Below are 20,218 nucleotides of genomic sequence, written 5' to 3' on the forward strand. Positions count from 1 at the left end.
CCGGGTAGCCGGGTCGTTGCCAGAGGAGTACCTCCATGAGCAGTTCGGAGCGGTTCGGTAAGGCCGTCAAGCTGGGTGCGGTGTCCGCGCTCTCCCTGATCGCCCTGGTCGTCCCGGCCGCAGGAGCCGGGAGCGCCGTCGCGGCGCCGAGCGGCGACTGCTTCACCCCCACGCACGCCGCGGACCGCAGCAAGGACGGCCACGCCGACACGGTGTCCCCGGCGGAGGCGGCCCGCATCGAAGCGGACATGCAGAGCAAGCTCGCCGGCAAGCGCACGGCGTTCTCCGCCCAGGCGGCCGCGGTCTCGATCCCGGTGTACTTCCACGTGATCACCAGCGGTTCGACCGGCAACCTGCCCGCGTCGACGATCAGCAAGCAGATCTCGGTCCTGAACAGCGCTTACGCGTCGAGCGGCTTCAGCTTCTCGCTCGTGAGCACCGATTACACGAACAACTCCACCTGGTACAACGGCATCACCGACGGCACGTCGGCCGAGCGCAACATGAAGAACGCCCTGCGCAAGGGCGGCAAGAACGCGCTGAACATCTACACGGCCAACCTCGGCGACGACCTGCTCGGCTGGGCGACGTTCCCGTCGAACTACAGCTCCCAGCCGAAGCTGGACGGCGTCGTCATCCTCGACGAGTCCCTCCCGGGCCGCTCGGCGACGAACTTCAACGAGGGCGACACGGCCACCCACGAGGTCGGCCACTGGATGGGCCTGTACCACACGTTCCAGGGCGGCTGCTCCGGTTCGGGCGACTACGTGTCGGACACCCCGGCCGAGGCGACGGCGACGTCGGGCTGCCCGGCGAACAAGGACACCTGCACCTCGACGGGCAAGGACCCGGTCCACAACTTCATGGACTACAGCTACGACAGCTGCATGTACGAGTTCACCGCGGGCCAGAGCTCGCGGATGAACAGCTCGTGGTCGGCGTACCGCGCCTGAGCCTCCGTTTCCCGCGGCGGAACCCGTGAAGGCCATCTCTCACCGAGGTGGCCTTCACGGCTTTCCGGTGGCTTGGTCCTGGCTTGGTTCTGACTTGGTCCTGGCTTGGTCCTGGCTTGGTCCGCCGGAGCGGCTCGGCAGACTTCGGTTGGTTCGGCCGCGCCGCCTCGCTTTCTCGGCTCTCCTGCCCCAGTGCTCTCGATGCACCCGCTGCGGCGATTTTCCCCGCTCCTGCCCGGTTTCCCCAGCACAAGCCCTCGGTTGATTTCGTCTCGCCACCTCGCGCTCTTCGGCCGCCTTCCAAGCTGTCCACACCCCTCGCCGCTTGTGGATCAATCCGGCTCCAAGCCCCTGAAACGGCCAGATCGGTCGGCGCCGACCGATAGACTGAGCGGGGCTCGTCCCCCAGGGATGGGTGGGGCGCGCCAGAGGGGCCCCGCCGCCGAAATTGCCGCTATACGACCAGCAACGTCTTCCCCACCGTCGCGCGTGACTCGATCGCCGCGTGGGCGTCCGCCGCCTTCTCCAGCGGGAACCGCTGCCCGATCACCGGCACCAGGCTCCCCGTCGCCGCCGCGGCCAACGCCGACTCCGTGAACGCCCGCAGCTGCGCCGGCGTCCCGATCGACCGCACCAGCGAGACTCCGCGCGCGGCAGCGTCCTCTTCGGACACTTCGGCCCACGAACCGCCCGCCAGCCCGTACACCGCCATCCGGCCGCCCGGGCGCAGCAGCCCGAACGCCGCCGTGCCGATCTCGCCGCCCACGCCGTCGAACACGACGTCCACCGGGCCGGCCGAGGCGGTCCAGTCCGGCCGCAGGTAGTCGGCCACCGCATCGGCCCCGCGCACGTGCGCCACCTTCGCCGGGCCGCCCGCGGCGCCGATCACCGTGGCTCCCGCCGCCTTCGCCAGCTGCACCAGCAGGCCGCCGACGCCGCCCGCCGCTGCCTCAACCAGTACTCGATCGCCGGGGCGCACCCTGGTCGCATGCACCAGGCCGGTCGCCGTCCGGCCGTCCGCGAGCAGCGCCACCGCCGCGTCGAGCGAAAGCGCGGGCGGTACCTCGAACACCGCCGCCGCGTCCACCGCGACGCGCTCGGCGTACCCGCCCGAGCCGCCGGTCGACGTGACCACCCGCTGCCCCGCGAGCCCCGGGTCCACGCCCTCGCCGACCCCGCTGATCACGCCGCCGACGCCGTTGCCCGGGATCACCGGCAGCCCGGCCCGGAACGGCCCCGGAGCGCCCGCCCGGAACTGCGTCTCCACGAACGTGGTGTTCGCGAACACCACCTCGACCAGCACCTGTCCCGGCCCGGGAACCGGATCCGGCGCCTCCCCCGGGACCAGGACCTCCGGACCGCCGAACTCTCTCAACCACACCGCACGCATGTCGTAACGCTGCAACTTCAAGTGAAGTCGAAGTCAAGCGACTTGTTTCGACAGCACTACGAAAGCTGCTCAGAACTGTCCGTGCAGCACGATGACACCGCCGTCCGGGTGGTTCACCGTGAGTGGTAACACCGCCCCGAATTCCGGACGCAGACCGACCCAGGAGGCCGACCGTGCGTATCGCCGTTCCCCGTGAGATCAAGAAGCACGAATATCGGGTCGCGCTGACCCCGGCCGGGGTGCACGAGCTGGCCGGCCGGGGGCACGACGTCTTCGTCGAGACCGGCGCCGGGGTGGGTTCGTCCATCACCGACGAGGAGTACGTCGCCGCCGGCGCGAAGATCCTCACCACCGCCGACGAGACCTGGGCCGAGGGCGAGCTCATCCTCAAGGTCAAGGAACCCGTCGCCGAGGAGTACGGGCGGCTCCGGCGCGACCAGGTCCTGTTCACCTACCTCCACATCGCCGCCGACCGGCCGCTGACCGACGCGCTGCTGGCGGCCGGCACCACCGCCATCGCCTACGAGACGGTGCAGACCGCCAACGGTGCGCTCCCGCTGCTCGCCCCGATGTCCGAGGTCGCGGGCCGGCTGGCCCCGCAGGTCGGCGCGTTCTCCCTGATGAAGCCCAGCGGCGGCCGCGGTGTGCTGCCCGGCGGCATCCCCGGCGTGCACCCGGCGCGCGTCGTCGTCATCGGCGGCGGCGTCGCGGGCCTCAACGCCGCCCGGGTCGCGCTCGGCCTCGGCTCGGACGTCGAGATCCTCGACACGAACGTCGACCGCCTCCGCCAGATCGACAACGACTTCGGCGGCCGCATCCGCACGGTGACGTCGACCCGGTTCTCGGTCGAGGAGGCCGTGCTGCAGGCCGACCTGGTCATCGGCGCGGTGCTCGTCCCCGGCGCGAAGGCGCCGAAGCTGGTCTCGAACGACCTGGTGGCCCGCATGAAGCCGGGCAGCGTGCTCGTCGACATCGCGATCGACCAGGGCGGCTGCTTCGCCGACTCGCACCCGACCACGCACGACGACCCGACCTACACCGTGCACGAGTCCGTCTTCTACTGCGTCGCGAACATGCCGGGCGCGGTGCCCCGGACGTCGACCTACGGCCTCACGAACGTCACCCTGCCCTACGCGGTCCAGCTGGCCGAGCACGGCTGGAAGGCCGCGCTGCAGGCCGACGCCGCCCTCGCGAAGGGCCTCAACACACACGACGGCGCCCTGACGAACGGCCCGGTCGCGGTGGCCCACGACCTGCCGCACACGCCGCTGGACACCGTCCTCGCCTGACCTCATTTCCGCCGAGCGGGTTCCTGCCGCATCCCGGCAGGAGCCCGCTCCCCTTTCTTCCGGCGAACACCGCCCGGCAGCCGCCGTCCGAAAGCGATCGACGGCAGCTGGACGGCGATCCAGCCCTGCAGAGGGCCGGCAACCGGGCCGCCGTAGTGGAAGAACACGACGGCCAGCGCGGCAAGCGCGCGCAGGCCGGTCAAGCCGGGGAACCACGAGGAGGCCCGGTATTCGGCGTGGTCGAGCGGCCGCCAGGAGATCTGCATGCCCGCAGCGTTGATCTTGCTCGCTGAACGGGACCTGAAGCGGGCTCAAGACGTCTTCAGCTCCGGCAGCCGGACGACGAACCGGCTGCCGCCCTCGACCGCCGCCGTGCCGCCGTGGGCGCGGGCGATGTCGGCGACGATCGCCAGGCCCAGCCCGGATCCGCCGTCGTCGCGATCGCGGGCGTCGTCCAGCCGGACGAACCGGTCGAAGACGCGCTCGCGATCCGCTTCCGGGATGCCCGGCCCGTCGTCGTCGACCGTCGGCACCGCCTGTCCGTCCACTACGGACACCGTGACGGCGACGCGGGAGACGGCGTGCCGCTGTGCTTTTCGGGGGTCCGGGTGGCGATGCCCCCGGCCCGGGGCGAAGCCAGGTGAACCGGCTCTGCCCGCGTGACGGCCTCGTCGAGCCGGGCGAGCATCGTGTTCATCGTCCCGGCCCGCCGCGCGATCTCGTCGCCGGTGCGCGGGTCCGGAACGCGGCGGCCGAGGTCGTGCGCGCCGATCTCGGCCACCTCGCCGCGGATGGCCTCGACCGGGCGCAGCGACCGGCGCACGGCGAGCCACGCGATGACGCCGATGAGCAGCGCGACCGCGGGCACACCCGCCGCGAGCACGGTGCGGGCGGAATCGACCGCGACCTGTCCCTCGGGATCGAGCTGCGCGCCCGCGAACACCTCGTACTTGCTGTCCCCGCTGTCGGCGTGCACGACGTGCAGGGTGAGGTCGTCGTCGAGCCCGCGCAGCTCGGGTGCGCAGCCGACGGACGCCAACGCGGACCGGTCGTATTGGTACGGCCGCAGCGTGACATCGGTGTCGTAGGCGGCCAGCGTCGCTTCGCGCAGGACCGGGCACGACGCGAGCGACGCGCCCCGCTGGTCCTTCACCTCGTAGATCGAGTCGCGGACGAGCAGGGGGAGGTCGCCGGGCCGGGCGCCGGTGTTGAGCAGCTGGACGATGGCGTCGGCGTGGGCGCCGGCCAGCTGGGCGGCGGCGGTCTCGAGGCGGCCGCGCGCCTGGAGGACGAACCACACGGACACCGCCCCGAGCACCACGGCGGACGCGGCGAAGGCGGTCACGGCGACCCGGAACCGGGTGGCGCGCCAGAAGCTAGGCACCCGCGGTCACCACGTGGTAACCGGCGCCGCGGACCGTCCGGATGGTCTCGGCCCCGAACGGGACGTCGATCTTGCGCCGCAGCGCGCTGACGTGCACCTCCACCAGGTTGGCCGTCGCGGAAGCCGCGAAGTCCCACAGGTTGTCGAGCAGTTCGGCCTTGGTGACGACCTGCCCGGGCCGCTGCATGAGGTAAGCCAGAAGAGCGAATTCCTTACCGGTGAGGGTGATGTCGGCGCCACCGCGCCGGCAGGTCCGGCTGGCCTGATCGAGCTCGAGGTCCCCCAATTTGAGGACCCCCGGCCGGGTGGCACCACCCCGGCGGATCAGGGCACGCAGCCGGGAGAGGAGGACGCCGTAGGAGAAGGGCTTGGGCAGGAAGTCATCGGCCCCGGTATCGAGCGCCTCGATCTCGTCATCCTCACCGTCCTTGGCGGTGAGCATGAGGATGGGAGTGCTGTCCCCCTGGTCCCGAAGCCGCCGGCACACCCGATACCCATTCAGCCCGGGCAGCATGATGTCCAGCACGATGGCGGCATAGGGGTGTTCCCCGGCATACCACAGAGCATCTCGCCCGTTGTGGGCAACATCAACGGCATAACCCTCAGCACCAAGCCCGGCCCGCAGAGCCTCGGCCAGCCGCCGTTCATCCTCAACGACCAAGATCCGCACCAAGCAACGATCCCACAGCCCCGCACAAACGCGGCACCAAGGAACACACCAGAAGCCAAGCGCAAGGCACCGTGCCGGGAACACCGAAAGCGAAGCGGAGGAGACCACGCCGGAAGCCAGCCGCGGAGCTACCAAACCACGCTGGAAGCCGCACACGAGGCACCGTGGGGGTCCGGGGGGCTCGGCCCCCCGGGAGAAACGACGGAGTCGACATGAGCGGCGAAGCCGCGATGCAGAGACGAAGGGGCGACCCGCTCAACCAGCCTGGGGGTCACTGGGAGCGGGCCGCCGATACCTAGCTTAGAGGGGTTCCGCGGAGTTGGCTGCACCGGGTCGGCAAGTCGCACGAATTCTTTACCAAGTTGATCTGGCCGGAGATCACGAAACCTCTGGTCAGCGACACCGGATCCCCTACTCGCCAGTAGCGGAAAGTGACGAAGGTCGCTCTCGGGCATTCCGTGCGCGTGAGGACCGCCGGTAGGGCAGGATGACGCCGCATCAGCGGGGAACGTTAGGGGACGGTATGCACGACGGCAGTGGCCGGATTGTGGTGCAGAACCTGAGCAAGCGGTTCGGCGAAGTGAACGCCGTGCAGAACCTGAGCTTCACGGTCGAACCGGGTTCGGTGACGGGTTTCCTCGGCCCGAACGGGGCCGGCAAGACGACGACGTTGCGCATGTTGCTCGGGTTGGTGACACCCACATCGGGGACGGCGACGATCAACGGGCGGCCGCACTCGCAGCTGGGGAACCCGGCGCGGGTGGTCGGCTCGGTTTTGGAAAACGAGGGTTTCCACCCGGGCCGGACGGCCCGCAACCACCTCCGGGTGTACGCGGCGGCCATCGGCGTGCCGGACCGGCGCGCGGACGAGGTGCTCGGCCTGGTGGGCCTGGGCAGCGCCGCGGACCGGAAGGCGGGCGGGTTCTCGCTCGGCATGCGGCAGCGGCTGGCGCTGGCGACGGCGCTGCTGGGCGACCCGCAGGTGCTGGTGCTCGACGAGCCGACGAACGGCCTCGACCCCGAGGGCATCCTGTGGCTGCGCAACTTCCTGCGGTCGTACGCGCGGGAGCAGCGGCGGACGGTGCTGGTTTCGAGCCACCTGCTCAACGAGGTCGAGCAGCTGATCGACCAGGTCGTGATCATCAGCCAGGGCGTCACGCGCTACTACGGCCCGCTGGAGCAGCTGCGCAAGGGCCAGCAGTCGCGGGTGCTGGTGCAGCCCGCGGACCCGGCGGCGCTGGTGAAGGCGTTGCAGGAGAACGGCATCCAGCAGGTGTCGCCGACGCCGGACGGCCGGGTCGCGGTCGCCGGGTCGAGCGTCCAGCAGATCGGCGACCTGGCCGCGAAGGCCGGGATCGCGGTGTACGGGATGCAGGAGGAGCACGCCGATCTGGAGCGGATGTTCTTCCAGCTGACGCAGGGTCAGTACGCCGGTGCGCCGGGCTACCCGCCGCCGCAGCCGCCGTACCAGCCGGGTCCGCCGCCCGGCTACCCGCCGCAGCAACAGCACTACCCGCAAGGCCCGCCGTCGGGCCCGCAGCAGCAACAGCAGCAGTACTGGGGAGGACCGCAGCAGTGATGGGCAACCTGATCAAGGCGGAGTTCCGCAAGACGCTCTCGCTGAACACGTGGTGGGTGCTGCTGATCCCGCTGGCGCTGGTGGCGTTCTGGCTGACGTTCGTGTGGGGCAAGATCACGAACGACTTCGCGGACTTCATCGGCTCCAGCGACGCCCGCGAGGTCGCGGGCGCGGTCGGCCTGGACGCGAGCAAGCTGCCGGTCGGGCTGCTGGCCTTCGCGCACGGCGTGAACATCGCGCAGCTGATCCCCGGCCTGTTCGGCGTTTTCGCGCTGGCCGGCGAGTACCGCAGCAAGACGATCACGACGACGTTCCTGACGGCGCCGAACCGGGTCATGGCGCTGACCGCGAAGATGATCACGTACGTGGCGTGGGGCGCGATCTACGGCCTGGTGAGCTTCGGCGTCTCGGCGATCGCGGTGATGGCGTCGGTCGATGCCGGCCGGTGGCCGAGTGCCGGCCAGTGGCTGGCCGCGCTCGGCGGGACGATCCTGGCCTCGGTGCTGGTGACGCTGTTCGGCATCGGGTTCGGCGCGGTGCTGCGCAACGTGCCGCTGGCCGTGGTGCTGTTCCTGGTGTGGTTCCTGATCATCGAGAACGTGCTCGTCATCGCGCTTTGGGGACCGGCCGACATCCTGGGCGGGCTGCTGCCGAACGGCACCGCCAACGGGATCGTGGGCGGGATCGCGGCGGACGCGTTCGGCATCAACTCGCTCAACCTGCCGGGCGGCGTCGACCACTGGTCGGCGCTCGGCCTGCAGCTCGCGGCGGGCGCGCCCGGTGTGATCTCGTGGTGGGCTTCGGCGCTGATCTTCTTCGCGTGGACGTTGCTCTTCTTCGGCCTCGGCTGGGCGGGCAACCAGAAGCGCGACATCACCTAGCCCCGGCGTCCGAGAAGGCCACCTCGAGCAACTCGAGGTGGCCTTCTTTGTGTTCGCGGAAATATTTTGTCGGTGGTGGCGCTTACTGTCACAACGTGACCGTCGCTCCGCCCCGCTCCCGTCAAGAGCTCCCACCCACCGAGACCGCCGGCTGGATCCGCCGGCTGTCCGCCGCGGCCTGGGAGCACCGTGTGCTCGTCGTGCTGTCGCTGCTCGCCGCCGCGTTCGGCGTCGGCGTGCAGGCCGCCAGCCCGTTGCTGGTGCGCACGGCGGTGGACGACGCGGTCGCCGGGCAGACCGGTGGCCTGCCCGGGATCGCCGTCTTCCTGGTCGCGCTGCAGCTGATCGCCTTCGGCACCGCGTTCGCGCGCCGCTACCTCGGCGGGAAGCTCGCCCTCGACGTGCAGCACGATCTGCGCCAGCGCGTCTTCAACGCCGTTTCGCGGCTGGACGGCGGCAAGCAGGACGCGCTGCGCACCGGCCAGGTCGCCTCGCGCGCGATTTCCGACCTGCAGCTGGTGACCGGGATCCTGATGCAGGTCCCGCTGTCCTTCGGCTCGGTGGTCTTCGCGCTGCTGTCGTTCGTCGCGATGCTGTGGCTGTCCCCGGTGCTGACGCTGATCGCGCTGGTCGTCACGCCCGCGGTCGGCATCATCGTGGCGCGCAGCCGCAAGCGCCTCTTCCCGGCGACGTGGTCGGCGCAGCAGCGCGCGGCGGATGTCGCGCAGCAGGTCGAAGAGACCGTCACCGGCGTCCGGGTGGTCAAGGGCTTCGGCCAGGAGACGCGGGAAGTTTCGAAGCTGGAAGCGACCGCGCGCAAGTTGTTCGGCGAACGGCTTCGCGCGGCGAAGCTCTCGGCGGTCCCGACGGCGACCACCGCCGCCCTGCCCGCCGCCGGCCAGGTGGCCGTGCTCGGCATCGGCGGCGTCCTCGCGCTGAACGGGTCCATCACCCTCGGCACGTTCCTGGCCTTCGCCACCTACCTCGCAACGCTGATCGGCCCGGCCCGGATGCTGTCCGGCCTGGTCGTGCAGGCGCAGCTGACCCGCGCCGGCGCCGAGCGGGTGTACGAGCTGATCGACGCGCAGCCGGAGGTCGTCGACTCCCCCGACGCGCGCCCGCTGCCGGAAGGGCCGCTGGGCGTGGAGCTCGACGGCGTCCGGTTCGGCTACACCCGCAGCGAACCGGTGCTGGCCGGTCTTTCGGTCACCGCGAACCCGGGCGAAACCCTCGCACTGGTCGGCACGGCGGGCTCGGGCAAGTCGACGATTTCGTTGCTGCTGCCCCGGTTCTACGACGTGCACGAGGGTGCGGTGCGGGTCGGCGGCCTCGACGTCCGGGACATCCCGCTGCGGCAGCTGCGGCAGGCGATCGGCGTGGTGTTCGAAGAGGCGTTCCTGTTCTCCTCCTCGATCCGGGACAACATCGCCTACGGCCGCCCGGACGCGAGCGAGGAGGAGATCGTCGCGGCGGCCAAAGCCGCGGAGGCGGACGGCTTCATCCGCGCGCTGCCGGACGGCTACGACACGCTGGTCGGCGAGCGCGGGCTGACCCTCTCGGGCGGCCAGCGGCAGCGGCTCGGGCTGGCCAGGGCCCTGATCACCGACCCGCGGATCCTGGTGCTCGACGACGCGACCTCGGCCATCGACACCGTCACCGAAGCGGCGATCTACGACACCCTGCGCTCGGTGACCGCGGCCCGGACCACCCTGCTGATCGCCCACCGGCGCTCCACCCTCGCCCTGGCCGACCGGATCGCGGTACTGGACGAAGGCCGCGTCGTCGACGTCGGCACCGAGGCCGAGCTGATGGCGCGCTGCCCGCTGTTCCGCGAACTCGTGGCGGGCCCGGGCGACGACGTCGAAGAGAAGCACCGCTGCGAAGGTCTGGACCGCGGTCCGGGCGGGGTCACGCCGTCGCTGTGGCCGCGTGACGAGAGCCGCGACGAGGTCGACGCACTGGCCGAAGCCGCGCGCCTGCGCAGTGGCGACCCGAACAGCAGCGGGTTCGTCGGCGGGGGCGGCGGGCTCGACGTGCCGCCGACACCGGAGCTGATCGAGGGCGTGCGCAAGCTCCCGGCCGCCACCGACGAGCCGCGGCTGCCCGGTGTGGACGTCACCGCGCCCGACCCGAAGTTCCGGCTGGCCGGGCTGCTGCGGCCGGTCCGCGGGCCGCTGGCCCTGGTGATCGGGCTGGTGGCGGCGGACGCGCTGGCGTCGATCGCGCTGCCCGGGCTGTACCAGTTCGGCGTCGACCACGGGGTGCGGACCGGTGTCGAGTGGATGATCTGGCTGGCCGCCGGGATCGGCGCCGCGGTGATCGCGGCCGACTGGCTGGTGGTCTTCGCGCAGACGCGGCTGACGTCGCGGGTGGGCGAGACGGTGCTGTACGCGCTGCGCGTCCGCAGTTACGCGCACCTGCAGCGGCTCGGGCTCGACTACTACGAGCGGGAGCTGTCCGGGAAGATCATGACCCGGATGACGACGGACGTCGACGCGCTCTCGACGTTCCTGCAGACCGGGCTCGCCACCGCGGTGGTCAGCGCGCTGACGCTGGCCGGGATCACGGCCGCGCTGCTGGTCACCGACGCCGGGCTGGCGCTGTACGCGCTGGCGATGGTGCCGGTGCTGGCGGTGGCCACGGTGATCTTCCGGCGCTCGGCGTCGAAGGCGTACAACGAGGCCCGCGAGCGGGTCAGCGTCGTGAACGCGGACATGCAGGAGAACGTCAGCGGGCTGCGGGTCGCGCAGGCGTACACGCGTGAAGACCGTTCCGCGGAGGCGTTCGCCTCGCGCAGCGACGACTACCGGCGCTCGCGGCTGCGGGCCCAGCGGTACGTGGCGACGTACTTCCCGCTGGTGGCGCTGATGTCGGACCTGGCGACCACGACGGTGCTGGTGGCCGGGGCCAACCGCGTCTCGGCGGGCACGCTGTCGGCCGGCGTGCTGCTCGCGTTCCTGCTGTACCTGCAGCAGTTCTTCTCCCCGATCCAGCAGCTGTCGGCGGTGTTCGACGGCTACCAGCAGGCGAGCGTCGGCCTGAACCGCATCGGCGACCTGCTGCGGACGCCGACGTCGGTGCCGGCGGCGGAGAAGGCGGTCGAGGTGCCGGCCCGGCTGCGCGGCGAAGTCTCGTTCAAGGAGGTCGAGTTCTCCTACACCGGCGCCGGGACGCCGGCGCTGGCGGAGTTCTCGCTGGACGTCGCGGCCGGCGAGACGATCGCGCTCGTCGGCGCGACCGGCGCCGGGAAGTCGACGGCGGTGAAGCTGGTGGCGCGCTACTACGACGTCACCGGCGGCGAGGTCCGGATCGACGGCACGGACGTCCGCGAGTACGACCTGGCCGGCCTGCGGCGCCGGATGGGCGTGGTGCCGCAGGAGGCGCACCTGTTCTCGGGCACGGTGGCCGACAACGTCCGCTACGGCCGCCCCGCCGCGTCCGACGCGGAGGTCGAGGCGGCGGTCCGCGCGGTGGGCGCGCTGGACGGCGTCGCGGCCCTGCCCTCGGGCTTCCTGCAGCCGGTGGGCGAGCGCGGCCGCTCGCTGTCGGCGGGCCAGCGCCAGCTGGTGGCCCTGGCGAGGGCGGAGCTGGTGGACCCGGACGTCCTCCTCCTCGACGAGGCCACGGCGGCCCTGGACCCCTCGACGGAGGCGGCGGTCCTCCGGGCCACGGAGACGGTGGCCCGCCGCCGCACGACGTTCGTGGTCGCCCACCGCCTGGCGACGGCGGCCCGCGCCGACCGCATCGTGGTCCTGGACCACGGCGGCATCGTGGAAACCGGAACCCACGACGAGCTCCTGGCCGCCAACGGCCCCTACGCCCGCCTCTGGGCCCTCGGCTGAACACCGAAAGTTCGTGGCCGGGCGGGGCCGGCGCTGGGAACATGGCGGGCATGTTCGAAGAGCAGCGGGTTCCCGACCGGCAGGTGCGGGCGGCGCAGACCGAGACGACCGTCCGGGTCTACCAGGCCTGTTCGCCCGCTGTCGCCGATGCCGCGCTCGAGGAACAGACCTTCGAGCGGGGCGGGACGGTGCAGCTCACGCCGTCGTTCCGGCTCGCGGCCTACGGCAGCGAGAACGGGCGAAAGCCCGGCCACGAGCGCATCCTCGCGATCGACCTCACCCGTGACGGCTTCGAGCAGGCGCTGACCCACTCGCACGTCGAGTGGGAAGCGGAGCGAGATCTCGACCACACCGCGCTGAACTTCCAGGCGATCCGGATCGGCCTCGACAGCGCACCCGCCGACGAGTGGATCACCGCCATCACCGATGTCACACCCGTCGTGCGTGACATCGCCGGGCTGCTGGCCACCGACCAGCTCCACCTGGCCGTCAAGCTCGTCCCCCACGAGCCGCCCTATGAGCTCGGCTAAGGCAGCTCCCGCCAGCTCAGCGAACCCATCCCGGCCGCCTCGACGTCCGGCCGCGACGCTCACCGGATCGTCCCCGGCCGGACGTGCACCCCGGCCCCGACCAGCCAGTCCGGCTCGTCGGGCTCGACCCACGCCATCTCGTCCAGGTCGGCCGGTGTCGGCCACACCGCCGAGCACGAATCGCACCGGAGCACGACCGTGCCGGATTCCGTCACCAGCGGCCGCACCAGGCCCTGGTCCCAGAACGACGGACATTCGACCAGCCACATCGGCCCAGGTAAACCCATGCCGGTGAACGTCCACGGGCCGCCGCGCGAACCCGGGCGGAAGAGCCCGGGAACCCTGTACCCGGTCCAGTGCTTAAGGTTCCCTTAGCACATCTTGATCGAGTCAGTGACCGATACCCTAGTGCGCCTCGCCTCACACAGGCCGGTTCCATCACATCGCGGTCACCGAGGGGGTTAGCCTGGTAGGCGCATCAGCGGATTCAAGATCGAGATCGAGACGGATAGAGGCGAGCCCCAGCCGTGTCCAGCAGCAGCCCTGCGTCACAGTTCGGCCCCAACGAGTGGCTGGTCGAAGAGATGTACGACCAGTTCCTCGCAGACCCTTCTTCAGTCGATGCCGCCTGGCACGACTTCTTCGCGGACTTCAAGCCGACGCAGAGCGCGCAGGCCAAGGCGGACACCGCCCGGCAGCAGCAGGCCGGAGCCAAGCCGGCGGCCAACGGCCAGGCGGCGCAGCCCTCGGCCAAGGCCGTGCAGAACGCGGAGTCGGCGGCCAAGCAGTCGTCGACGGCGCCGGCCGCCAAGCCGGCCCCCGCGAAGGCGGCCCCGAAGCAGGCGCCGAAGCCGGCCGCGAAGGCCGAGCCCAAGGCCGAAGCGAAGAAGGAAGAGCCGGAGTCGAAGCAGCTGCGCGGCGCCGCGGCGGCCATCGCCAAGAACATGGACGCCTCGCTGAGCGTCCCCACCGCGACCAGCGTGCGCGCGGTCCCGGCGAAGCTGATGGCGGACAACCGCATCGTCATCAACAACCACCTCAAGCGCACCCGCGGCGGCAAGATCTCCTTCACGCACCTCATCGGCTACGCCATGGTGCGGGCGCTGAAGGCGTACCCGAACATGAACCGGCACTACCAGCTGATCGACGGGAAGCCGTTCGCGATCACGCCGGAGCACGTCAACTTCGGGCTCGCGATCGACATGAAGGGCAAGGACGGCTCCCGCACGCTCGTCGTGGCCTCGATCAAGGGCTGCGAGGACATGTCGTTCCTGCAGTTCTGGCAGGCCTACGAGGACATCGTCAAGAAGGCCCGCAACAACAAGCTCACCGCCGACGACTTCTCCGGCACCACGATCTCGCTGACCAACCCGGGCGGCATCGGCACCAACCACTCGGTGCCGCGCCTGCAGGCCGGCCAAGGCGCCATCATCGGCGTCGGCGCCATGCAGTACCCGGCCGCCTTCGAGGGCACCAGCGAGAAGACGCTGGTCGACCTCGGCATCAGCAAGATCATGACGCTGACCTCGACCTACGACCACCGCATCATCCAGGGCGCGGAGTCGGGCGAGTTCCTCAAGCGCATCCACCAGCTGCTGCTCGGCGAGGACGGCTTCTACGACGACGTCTTCACCAGCCTGCGCCTGCCGTACGAGCCGATCCGCTGGGTCGCCGACATCCCGGACGGCCCGGTCGACAAGACCGCCCGCGTGATCGAGCTGATCGACGCGTTCCGGATGCGCGGCCACCTGATGGCCGACACCGACCCGCTGAACTACCGCCAGCGCAGCCACGCGGACCTGGACGTGCTGTCCCACGGTCTCACGCTCTGGGACCTCGACCGCGAGTTCCCGGTCGGCGGCTTCGCCGGCCAGGAGCGGATGAAGCTGCGCGACATCCTCGGCGTGCTGCGCAACTCGTACTGCCGCACGGTCGGCATCGAGTACACCCACATCCTCGACCCCGAGGAGCGCCGCTGGATCCAGGAGCGCGTCGAGATCCCGCACGAGAAGCCGGACCCCGCGGTCCAGAAGTACGTGCTCTCGAAGCTGAACGCCGCCGAGGCGTTCGAGACGTTCCTGCAGACCAAGTACGTCGGCCAGAAGCGGTTCTCGCTCGAGGGCGGCGAGACGGCGATCCCGCTGCTCGATACCATCCTCGACAAGGCCGCCGAGCACGAGCTCGACGAGGTCGTCATCGGCATGCCGCACCGCGGGCGGCTGAACGTGCTGGCGAACATCGTCGGCAAGCCGATCAGCCAGATCTTCCAGGAGTTCGAGGGCAACCTCGACCCGGGCCAGGCGCACGGCTCCGGTGACGTGAAGTACCACCTCGGCGCCGAGGGCAAGTACTTCCGGATGTTCGGCGACGGCGAGACCAAGGTGTCGCTGACGGCGAACCCGTCCCACCTGGAGACGGTCGACCCGGTGCTCGAGGGCATCGTCCGCGCCAAGCAGGACATCCTGGACAAGGGCGGCGAGGGCTACACCGTGCTGCCGGTCCTGATGCACGGCGACGCGGCCTTCGCGGGCCAGGGCGTCGTCGCCGAGACGCTGAACCTGTCGCTGCTGCGCGGGTACCGCACCGGCGGCACCGTGCACGTCATCGTCAACAACCAGGTCGGCTTCACGACCGCGCCGGAGCACTCGCGCTCGTCGCAGTACGCCACCGACGTCGCGAAGATGATCGGCTCGCCGATCTTCCACGTGAACGGCGACGACCCCGAAGCCGCGCACTGGGTGGCCAAGCTCGCCGTCGAGTACCGCCAGGCGTTCCACAAGGACGTCGTCATCGACCTGATCTGCTACCGCCGCCGCGGCCACAACGAGGGCGACGACCCCTCGATGACGCAGCCGGCGATGTACGACATCATCGACACCAAGCGTTCGGTGCGGAAGACCTACACCGAGTCGCTGATCGGCCGCGGCGACATCTCCGTCGAGGAGGCCGAGGCCGCGTTGCGCGACTTCTCGAGCCAGCTGGAGCACGTCTTCAACGAGGTGCGTGAGCTGGAAAAGCACCCGGCGAAGGCCAGCCCCTCCGTCGAGGAGGAGCAGCAGGTGCCGGCCAAGGTGGCGACGGCGATCACCGGCAAGACGCTGGAGCACATCGGCGACGCGTTCGTGAACGTGCCGGACGGCTTCACCCCGCACCCGCGCGTCAAGCCGGTCATGGAGCGCCGCCACAAGATGTCCCGCGAGGGCGACATCGACTGGGCGTTCGGCGAGCTGCTGGCGTTCGGGTCGCTGGCGATGGAAGGCCGGCTGGTCCGGCTGTCCGGCCAGGACTCGCGCCGCGGCACGTTCACCCAGCGGCACTCGGTGTTCATCGACCGCAAGACCGGCCAGGAGTACTCGCCGCTGCAGAACCTGGCCGACGGCCAGGGCCGCGTGATGATCTACGACTCGGCGCTGTCGGAGTACGCGGCCGTCGGCTTCGAGTACGGCTACTCGGTGGCCAACCCCGAGTCGCTGGTCATGTGGGAAGCGCAGTTCGGCGACTTCGTCAACGGCGCCCAGACGGTGATCGACGAGTACATCTCCTCCGGCGAGGCCAAGTGGGGCCAGCGTTCGGACGTCGTGCTGCTGCTGCCGCACGGCCACGAGGGCCAGGGCCCGGACCACACGTCCGGCCGCATCGAGCGCTTCCTCTCGCTGTGCGCGGAGGGCTCGATGACGGTGGCGGTCCCGTCAACCCCGGCGAACTACTTCCACCTGCTGCGCCGCCACGCCCTCGACGGCATCCAGCGCCCGCTGGTCGTCTTCACGCCGAAGTCGATGCTGCGCAACAAGGCCGCGACCTCGCCGACCGAGGACTTCACCGGCGAAAGCCGGTTCATGTCCGTCATCGACGACGTCACCCCGGACCCGGCGAAGATCCGCAAGGTGCTGCTGACCTCCGGGAAGCTGTACTGGGAGCTGGTGGCGGAGCGGACGAAGCGCGAGGCCGACGACGTCGCGATCGTGCGGATCGAGCAGTACTACCCGCTGCCGAAGAAGAAGCTGCTGGCGGCGCTGGAGCGCTACACGAACGCGACGCAGGTCGCGTGGGTCCAGGAGGAGCCGGAAAACCAGGGTGCGTGGCCGTTCTTCGGCCTGAACCTGCCCCGGAAGTTCCCGGAGGTGCTCTCGGGCCTGCAGGTCGTGTCGCGCCGCCCGATGGCGGCCCCGTCGGCCGGCTCGTCGAAGGTGCACGAGGTCGAGCAGAAGGCGCTGATCGCGAAGGCGTTCGACTGATCGCCTGACGGTCCCGGAAGGCCACCTCGCGCGGACTCCGCGCCGAGGTGGCCTTTCCGGTTTCCGGGCCCGATTCGCCAGTACAGCGGCCGCGGCACCGGAATTGTCACGGCAAGTTCACAAAAAATGATCATCCCGTTCTGATCACCATTCCCGGGCAATCCAGGAGACGTCCGGCGGCCCGCCGTACCGCGAAGATTTTCCTTGGCTCGACGCGCTTTCTCCCGAGCATCGGAATCCGGCGGCCGAAGTTGGTGAAATGAACCTGCTAGCCCTGCTCCACAGCCCGACGGCCAGCGGCGGTGACACGACGACCCGGCGGATCGCCGCGCATTTGTCCGCGAGCGGCTATTCCGTTCTGCTCGTGCCACCCGCCGACGCGGCCGAGCTGACCGCGGTCGCCGAAGAACACCGCGTGCTCGCGCTGGTCGGCACGCACGCCCTCCTCAGCGGCAGCACCTTCCTCGAAACGGGCCTGCCGTACGTGCTCGCGCTGGGCGGCACCGACCTCAACGAATACACCCTCGAGCCGGTGTTCCACGCGCTGATGACGAAGGCCGTCGAGCGGGCCGCGGGGCTGGTCGCGTTCAACGACGACTTCGCCGGGCGCTGCCGCACGCTGTGGCCGCAGGTCGCGGACAAGGTGCGGGTCATCCCGCAGGGCGTGCGCACCACGCCGTCGGCCTACTCGCTGCGCCGCGCGCTCGGCGTCGGCCAGGACGCGAAGCTGCTGCTCCTGCCCTCGGGGCTGCGGCCGGTCAAGGACCCGCTGTTCGCCATCGACTGCGTCAAGCGGCTGCACGCCGAGGACCACCGCGTGATGCTCGTCATCGCCGGGGTTTCCTACGACGAGGACTTCGAGGCCATCGTGCGGCGGCGGTGCGGGTCCAGCCCGGCGGTGCGGTACGTCGGCACACTGCCCCGCGACGACCTGCACGCCGCCATGCGCGAGGCGACCGCGGTGCTCAACACCTCGACGTCGGAGTGCAGCCCGAACGCGCTGCTCGAGGCGATGGACGTCGGCTGCCCGGTCGTCGTCCGGGACATCCCCGGCAACACGTGCCTGGTCGAGGACGAGGTCACCGGGCTGGTGTTCGCCGACCCCGACGGCCTGCGCGCGCAAGTGCGGCGCCTGCTCGACGACGAGGTGTTCGCCCGGCGGCTGTGGCGGCGGGGACAGGCGTTCGTGCGGCGCACGCACAGCATGCAGGCGGAGCGGGCCGCCTACGCCGCGCTCTTCCGTGACCTGGTCGACGACCTGCCGCCGGTCGTCGACGTGCCGTCCCGCGACCGGATCGTGCGGGCGAACGGTGTCGAGCTCTGCGTGCAGACCTTCGGGGACCCGAGCGATCCCGCGATCCTCCTGGTGGCCGGCGCGTCGGCGTCGATGCTGGCGTGGGACGCCGAATTCTGCGAACTGCTCGCCGGCGGTTCCCGGTACGTGATCCGCTACGACCACCGCGACACCGGCCGCTCCACGAGCTGGCCACCGGGCGAGCCGCCCTACGGCCTGCGGGACCTGGCGGCCGACGCACTCGGCGTGCTCGACACGCTCGGCGTCGCCCGCGCCCACGTCGTGGGGATCTCGCTGGGCGGCATGATCGCGCAGGTCGCCGCCCTGGCCGAGCCGGCGCGCGTCGCCTCGCTGACGCTGGTGGCCACCAGCCCCGGCGAGGGCGTGGCCGGTCCCGACCTGCCGCCGCCCGCCCTGCGGGTGCTGACCGAGCTGGCCGACGTCGAACCGCCGGACTGGACCGACCGCGATTCCGTGGTCGATCACCTGGTGGCCGCGGCGCGCCCGCTCGCCGGGCCGGCCAGGGAGATCGACGAGTACACCGGCCGGCGGGTCGCGGGCCGGGTGTTCGACCGCGCGGGCGGGCGGCTCGAATCCGCGGGCAACCACGCCTACCTCGACCACGGCTCGCCGTGGCGGCCGCTGCTCGGCCGGATCACCGCGCCGACGCTGGTGATCCACGGCGCCGAAGACCCGATCCACCCGGTCGCCCACGCCCACGCGCTCGCGGCGGCGATTCCCGGGGCCGCGGTGCGGATCCTCGACGGCGCGGGGCACGAGCTGGCCCGCCAGGACTGGCCGGACGTGGTTCCGGCGCTGCTCCGGCACACCTCGGACGACGAAGGGCGAATTTCCCGTGCAACCACATCCCTGTGACTGCAGCCCGATGTGCGCACTGCGGGCGGCCAACCCGATGCGCGTCCGGCCGACGCGGACGGGCGGCGGGACGTTCGCGGCGGCCTCGGCCTACCGGCGAGCCGTCCCGGCCACCGGGGACCTCGCCACGCGGGTGACCGGTTACGTGGTCCTGACGCTCGACCCGGCCGTGCCCGACGTCGCCGCCGACTACTGGATGCACAGCGAACGCTTCTACCGCGCGGTCGCCGGCCCGGTGGCCGACCGGCTGGGCGGCGACCTCGCCTACCGGCGCCTGGCCGCGCACCCCACCGACGCCGACGCCGAACGCGCACTGGCGGCACGGGTGCGGGTGCTCCTCGACGAAGACCCCGCGCTGGCCGAGGAACTGGGCGGCCGGGCCGACGTCGCCGACGACAACGTCTACATCAACTACTTCCGCGGCCCGGCCTACGCCCCCGACGCCCGCAACGCCGACCTCGAACGGCTGACCGGGCTCGCCGACCGGGCGGCGACGCGCCCGGACGGCCGCGGTGACGAGGTGCTCGTGGTCGTCCCGATCTCCGACCGCGACGGCGCGGGCCGGATCCGCAACCTGATGGCCTGCCTGCTGGCGTTGCGCGACCAGACGATGCCGTCGGCGCACTACCGGGTGACCGTCGTGGAGTTCGACGACCGCCCGCGCTGGCGCGGCCGGATCGAACCGCTCGTGGACCACTACGTGCACGTCACCGGCCACGGCCTGTTCAACAAGTCGTGGACCTTCAACGCCGGGGTCCGCCATACCCTCGGCGCCGCCCGCACGCTGTGCCTGCTCGACGCCGACATCCTCGTCGACCGCGGCTTCCTGGCGCGCAACCACGCCCGGTTCGCCGAGCACGGCCACGACGCGCACCTGCCGCACACCGAGATGCTGTCGCTGGACGCCCCGGCCAGCGATCACCTGATCGAGGAACGCTGTGGCCGCGGCTCGGCCGACGTGCCGCTCGGCGGCGCCCGTGGGCTGCTGCTGCGCGACGTGCCCGGCGCCTGCCTGTGGATCACGCCGGAGCTGTACGAGCGGGTCGGCGGGTTCGACGAGCGCTACCGCGGCTGGGGCGGCGAGGACGAGGACATGCTCTACCGCGTCGCCTCGGCCGGGTCGGTGCTGCAGTTCGACGACGTGTTCGTCCACCTCGCGCACCGGCGGCCGGCGATGCGGCGCGAGGACGGGCAGCCGTTCAACGCCCACGTGCCGGTCGGCACGTGGACCGGTGAGCAGGGCTACGGCGGGCTCGACCGCCCGGCGCGAGTCACCGGTACCGATGAGTAGCGTC

The 20,218-nt window shown here is 71.1% G+C and carries 15 protein-coding genes; 9 read left to right on the plus strand and 6 right to left on the minus strand.

What is annotated here, in order from left to right; translation table 11 throughout:
• The first annotated feature begins 35 nt into the window (after positions 1-35).
• Positions 36-953, plus strand: coding sequence for a zinc metalloprotease (locus ISP_RS41030; RefSeq protein WP_013229676.1), 918 nt, complete (start codon positions 36-38; stop codon positions 951-953).
• Between the two features lie 454 nt (positions 954-1,407).
• Here ISP_RS41030 and ISP_RS41035 read toward each other — a convergent pair whose 3' ends face one another.
• Positions 1,408-2,343, minus strand: coding sequence for a zinc-binding dehydrogenase (locus ISP_RS41035; RefSeq protein ID WP_013229677.1), 936 nt, complete (start codon positions 2,341-2,343; stop codon positions 1,408-1,410).
• A gap of 173 nt (positions 2,344-2,516) precedes the next feature.
• Here ISP_RS41035 and ald point away from each other — a divergent pair, with 173 nt between their 5' ends.
• The gene (gene ald / locus ISP_RS41040) at positions 2,517-3,632 is read left to right on the plus strand and encodes an alanine dehydrogenase (RefSeq protein WP_013229678.1); all 1,116 of its coding nucleotides are present in this window, start codon (positions 2,517-2,519) and stop codon (positions 3,630-3,632) included.
• 2 nt (positions 3,633-3,634) lie between these two features.
• Here ald and ISP_RS41045 read toward each other — a convergent pair whose 3' ends face one another.
• The 4 genes from ISP_RS41045 to ISP_RS41060 are packed head-to-tail and all read right to left on the minus strand — an operon-like array spanning position 3,635 to position 5,686.
• On the minus strand, positions 3,635-3,898 hold the full coding sequence (locus ISP_RS41045) for a hypothetical protein (protein WP_013229679.1): 264 nt from the start codon (positions 3,896-3,898) through the stop codon (positions 3,635-3,637).
• Positions 3,899-3,943: 45 nt separating this feature from the next.
• The gene (locus ISP_RS41050) at positions 3,944-4,180 is read right to left on the minus strand and encodes an ATP-binding protein (RefSeq protein WP_013229680.1); all 237 of its coding nucleotides are present in this window, start codon (positions 4,178-4,180) and stop codon (positions 3,944-3,946) included.
• A complete protein-coding gene (locus tag ISP_RS41055; RefSeq protein ID WP_013229681.1) occupies positions 4,180-5,016 on the minus strand; it encodes a HAMP domain-containing protein in 837 nt (278 codons plus the stop codon). Before ISP_RS41055 ends, ISP_RS41050 begins: the two co-directional genes overlap by 1 nt.
• The gene (locus ISP_RS41060; RefSeq protein ID WP_034283980.1) at positions 5,009-5,686 is read right to left on the minus strand and encodes a response regulator transcription factor; all 678 of its coding nucleotides are present in this window, start codon (positions 5,684-5,686) and stop codon (positions 5,009-5,011) included. Before ISP_RS41060 ends, ISP_RS41055 begins: the two co-directional genes overlap by 8 nt.
• Positions 5,687-6,209: 523 nt before the next feature.
• Between ISP_RS41060 and ISP_RS41065 the strand changes: the two genes are divergently transcribed.
• The 4 genes from ISP_RS41065 to ISP_RS41080 all read left to right on the plus strand — a co-directional run bounded on the left by ISP_RS41065 (position 6,210) and on the right by ISP_RS41080 (position 12,518).
• Positions 6,210-7,265, plus strand: a complete 1,056-nt coding sequence (locus ISP_RS41065; protein WP_013229683.1) for an ABC transporter ATP-binding protein — start codon at positions 6,210-6,212, stop codon at positions 7,263-7,265.
• Positions 7,265-8,146 carry an ABC transporter permease subunit gene (locus ISP_RS41070; RefSeq protein ID WP_013229684.1) on the plus strand — a complete coding sequence of 294 codons (882 nt, stop codon included), beginning with the start codon at positions 7,265-7,267 and terminating at the stop codon, positions 8,144-8,146. The genes ISP_RS41065 and ISP_RS41070 overlap by 1 nt, the downstream gene beginning before the upstream one ends.
• Positions 8,147-8,241: 95 nt before the next feature.
• Positions 8,242-11,988: an ABC transporter ATP-binding protein gene (locus ISP_RS41075; protein WP_013229685.1), complete on the plus strand. Its 3,747-nt coding sequence runs from the start codon at positions 8,242-8,244 to the stop codon at positions 11,986-11,988.
• A gap of 50 nt (positions 11,989-12,038) precedes the next feature.
• Positions 12,039-12,518, plus strand: coding sequence for a DUF4291 family protein (locus ISP_RS41080; protein ID WP_013229686.1), 480 nt, complete (start codon positions 12,039-12,041; stop codon positions 12,516-12,518).
• Positions 12,519-12,577: 59 nt separating this feature from the next.
• Here the strand turns inward: ISP_RS41080 and ISP_RS41085 are convergent, their stop codons facing one another.
• Positions 12,578-12,787 carry a hypothetical protein gene (locus ISP_RS41085; RefSeq protein WP_013229687.1) on the minus strand — a complete coding sequence of 70 codons (210 nt, stop codon included), beginning with the start codon at positions 12,785-12,787 and terminating at the stop codon, positions 12,578-12,580.
• A 258-nt stretch (positions 12,788-13,045) separates the two neighbouring features.
• On the opposite strand from ISP_RS41085, the gene ISP_RS41090 reads away from it, so the two are divergent.
• From ISP_RS41090 to ISP_RS41100, 3 genes are all read left to right on the plus strand, one after another.
• The gene (locus tag ISP_RS41090; protein ID WP_014467712.1) at positions 13,046-16,753 is read left to right on the plus strand and encodes a multifunctional oxoglutarate decarboxylase/oxoglutarate dehydrogenase thiamine pyrophosphate-binding subunit/dihydrolipoyllysine-residue succinyltransferase subunit; all 3,708 of its coding nucleotides are present in this window, start codon (positions 13,046-13,048) and stop codon (positions 16,751-16,753) included.
• A gap of 259 nt (positions 16,754-17,012) precedes the next feature.
• A complete protein-coding gene (locus ISP_RS41095) occupies positions 17,013-18,923 on the plus strand; it encodes an alpha/beta fold hydrolase (RefSeq protein ID WP_013229689.1) in 1,911 nt (636 codons plus the stop codon).
• Positions 18,924-18,933: 10 nt separating this feature from the next.
• Positions 18,934-20,214 (plus strand): galactosyltransferase-related protein, encoded by a 1,281-nt coding sequence (locus ISP_RS41100; protein ID WP_013229690.1) that lies wholly within the window; start codon positions 18,934-18,936, stop codon positions 20,212-20,214.
• The last annotated feature ends 4 nt before the right edge of the window (positions 20,215-20,218 follow it).

Source organism: Amycolatopsis mediterranei, assembly GCF_026017845.1.
Taxonomy (GTDB): domain Bacteria; phylum Actinomycetota; class Actinomycetes; order Mycobacteriales; family Pseudonocardiaceae; genus Amycolatopsis; species Amycolatopsis mediterranei.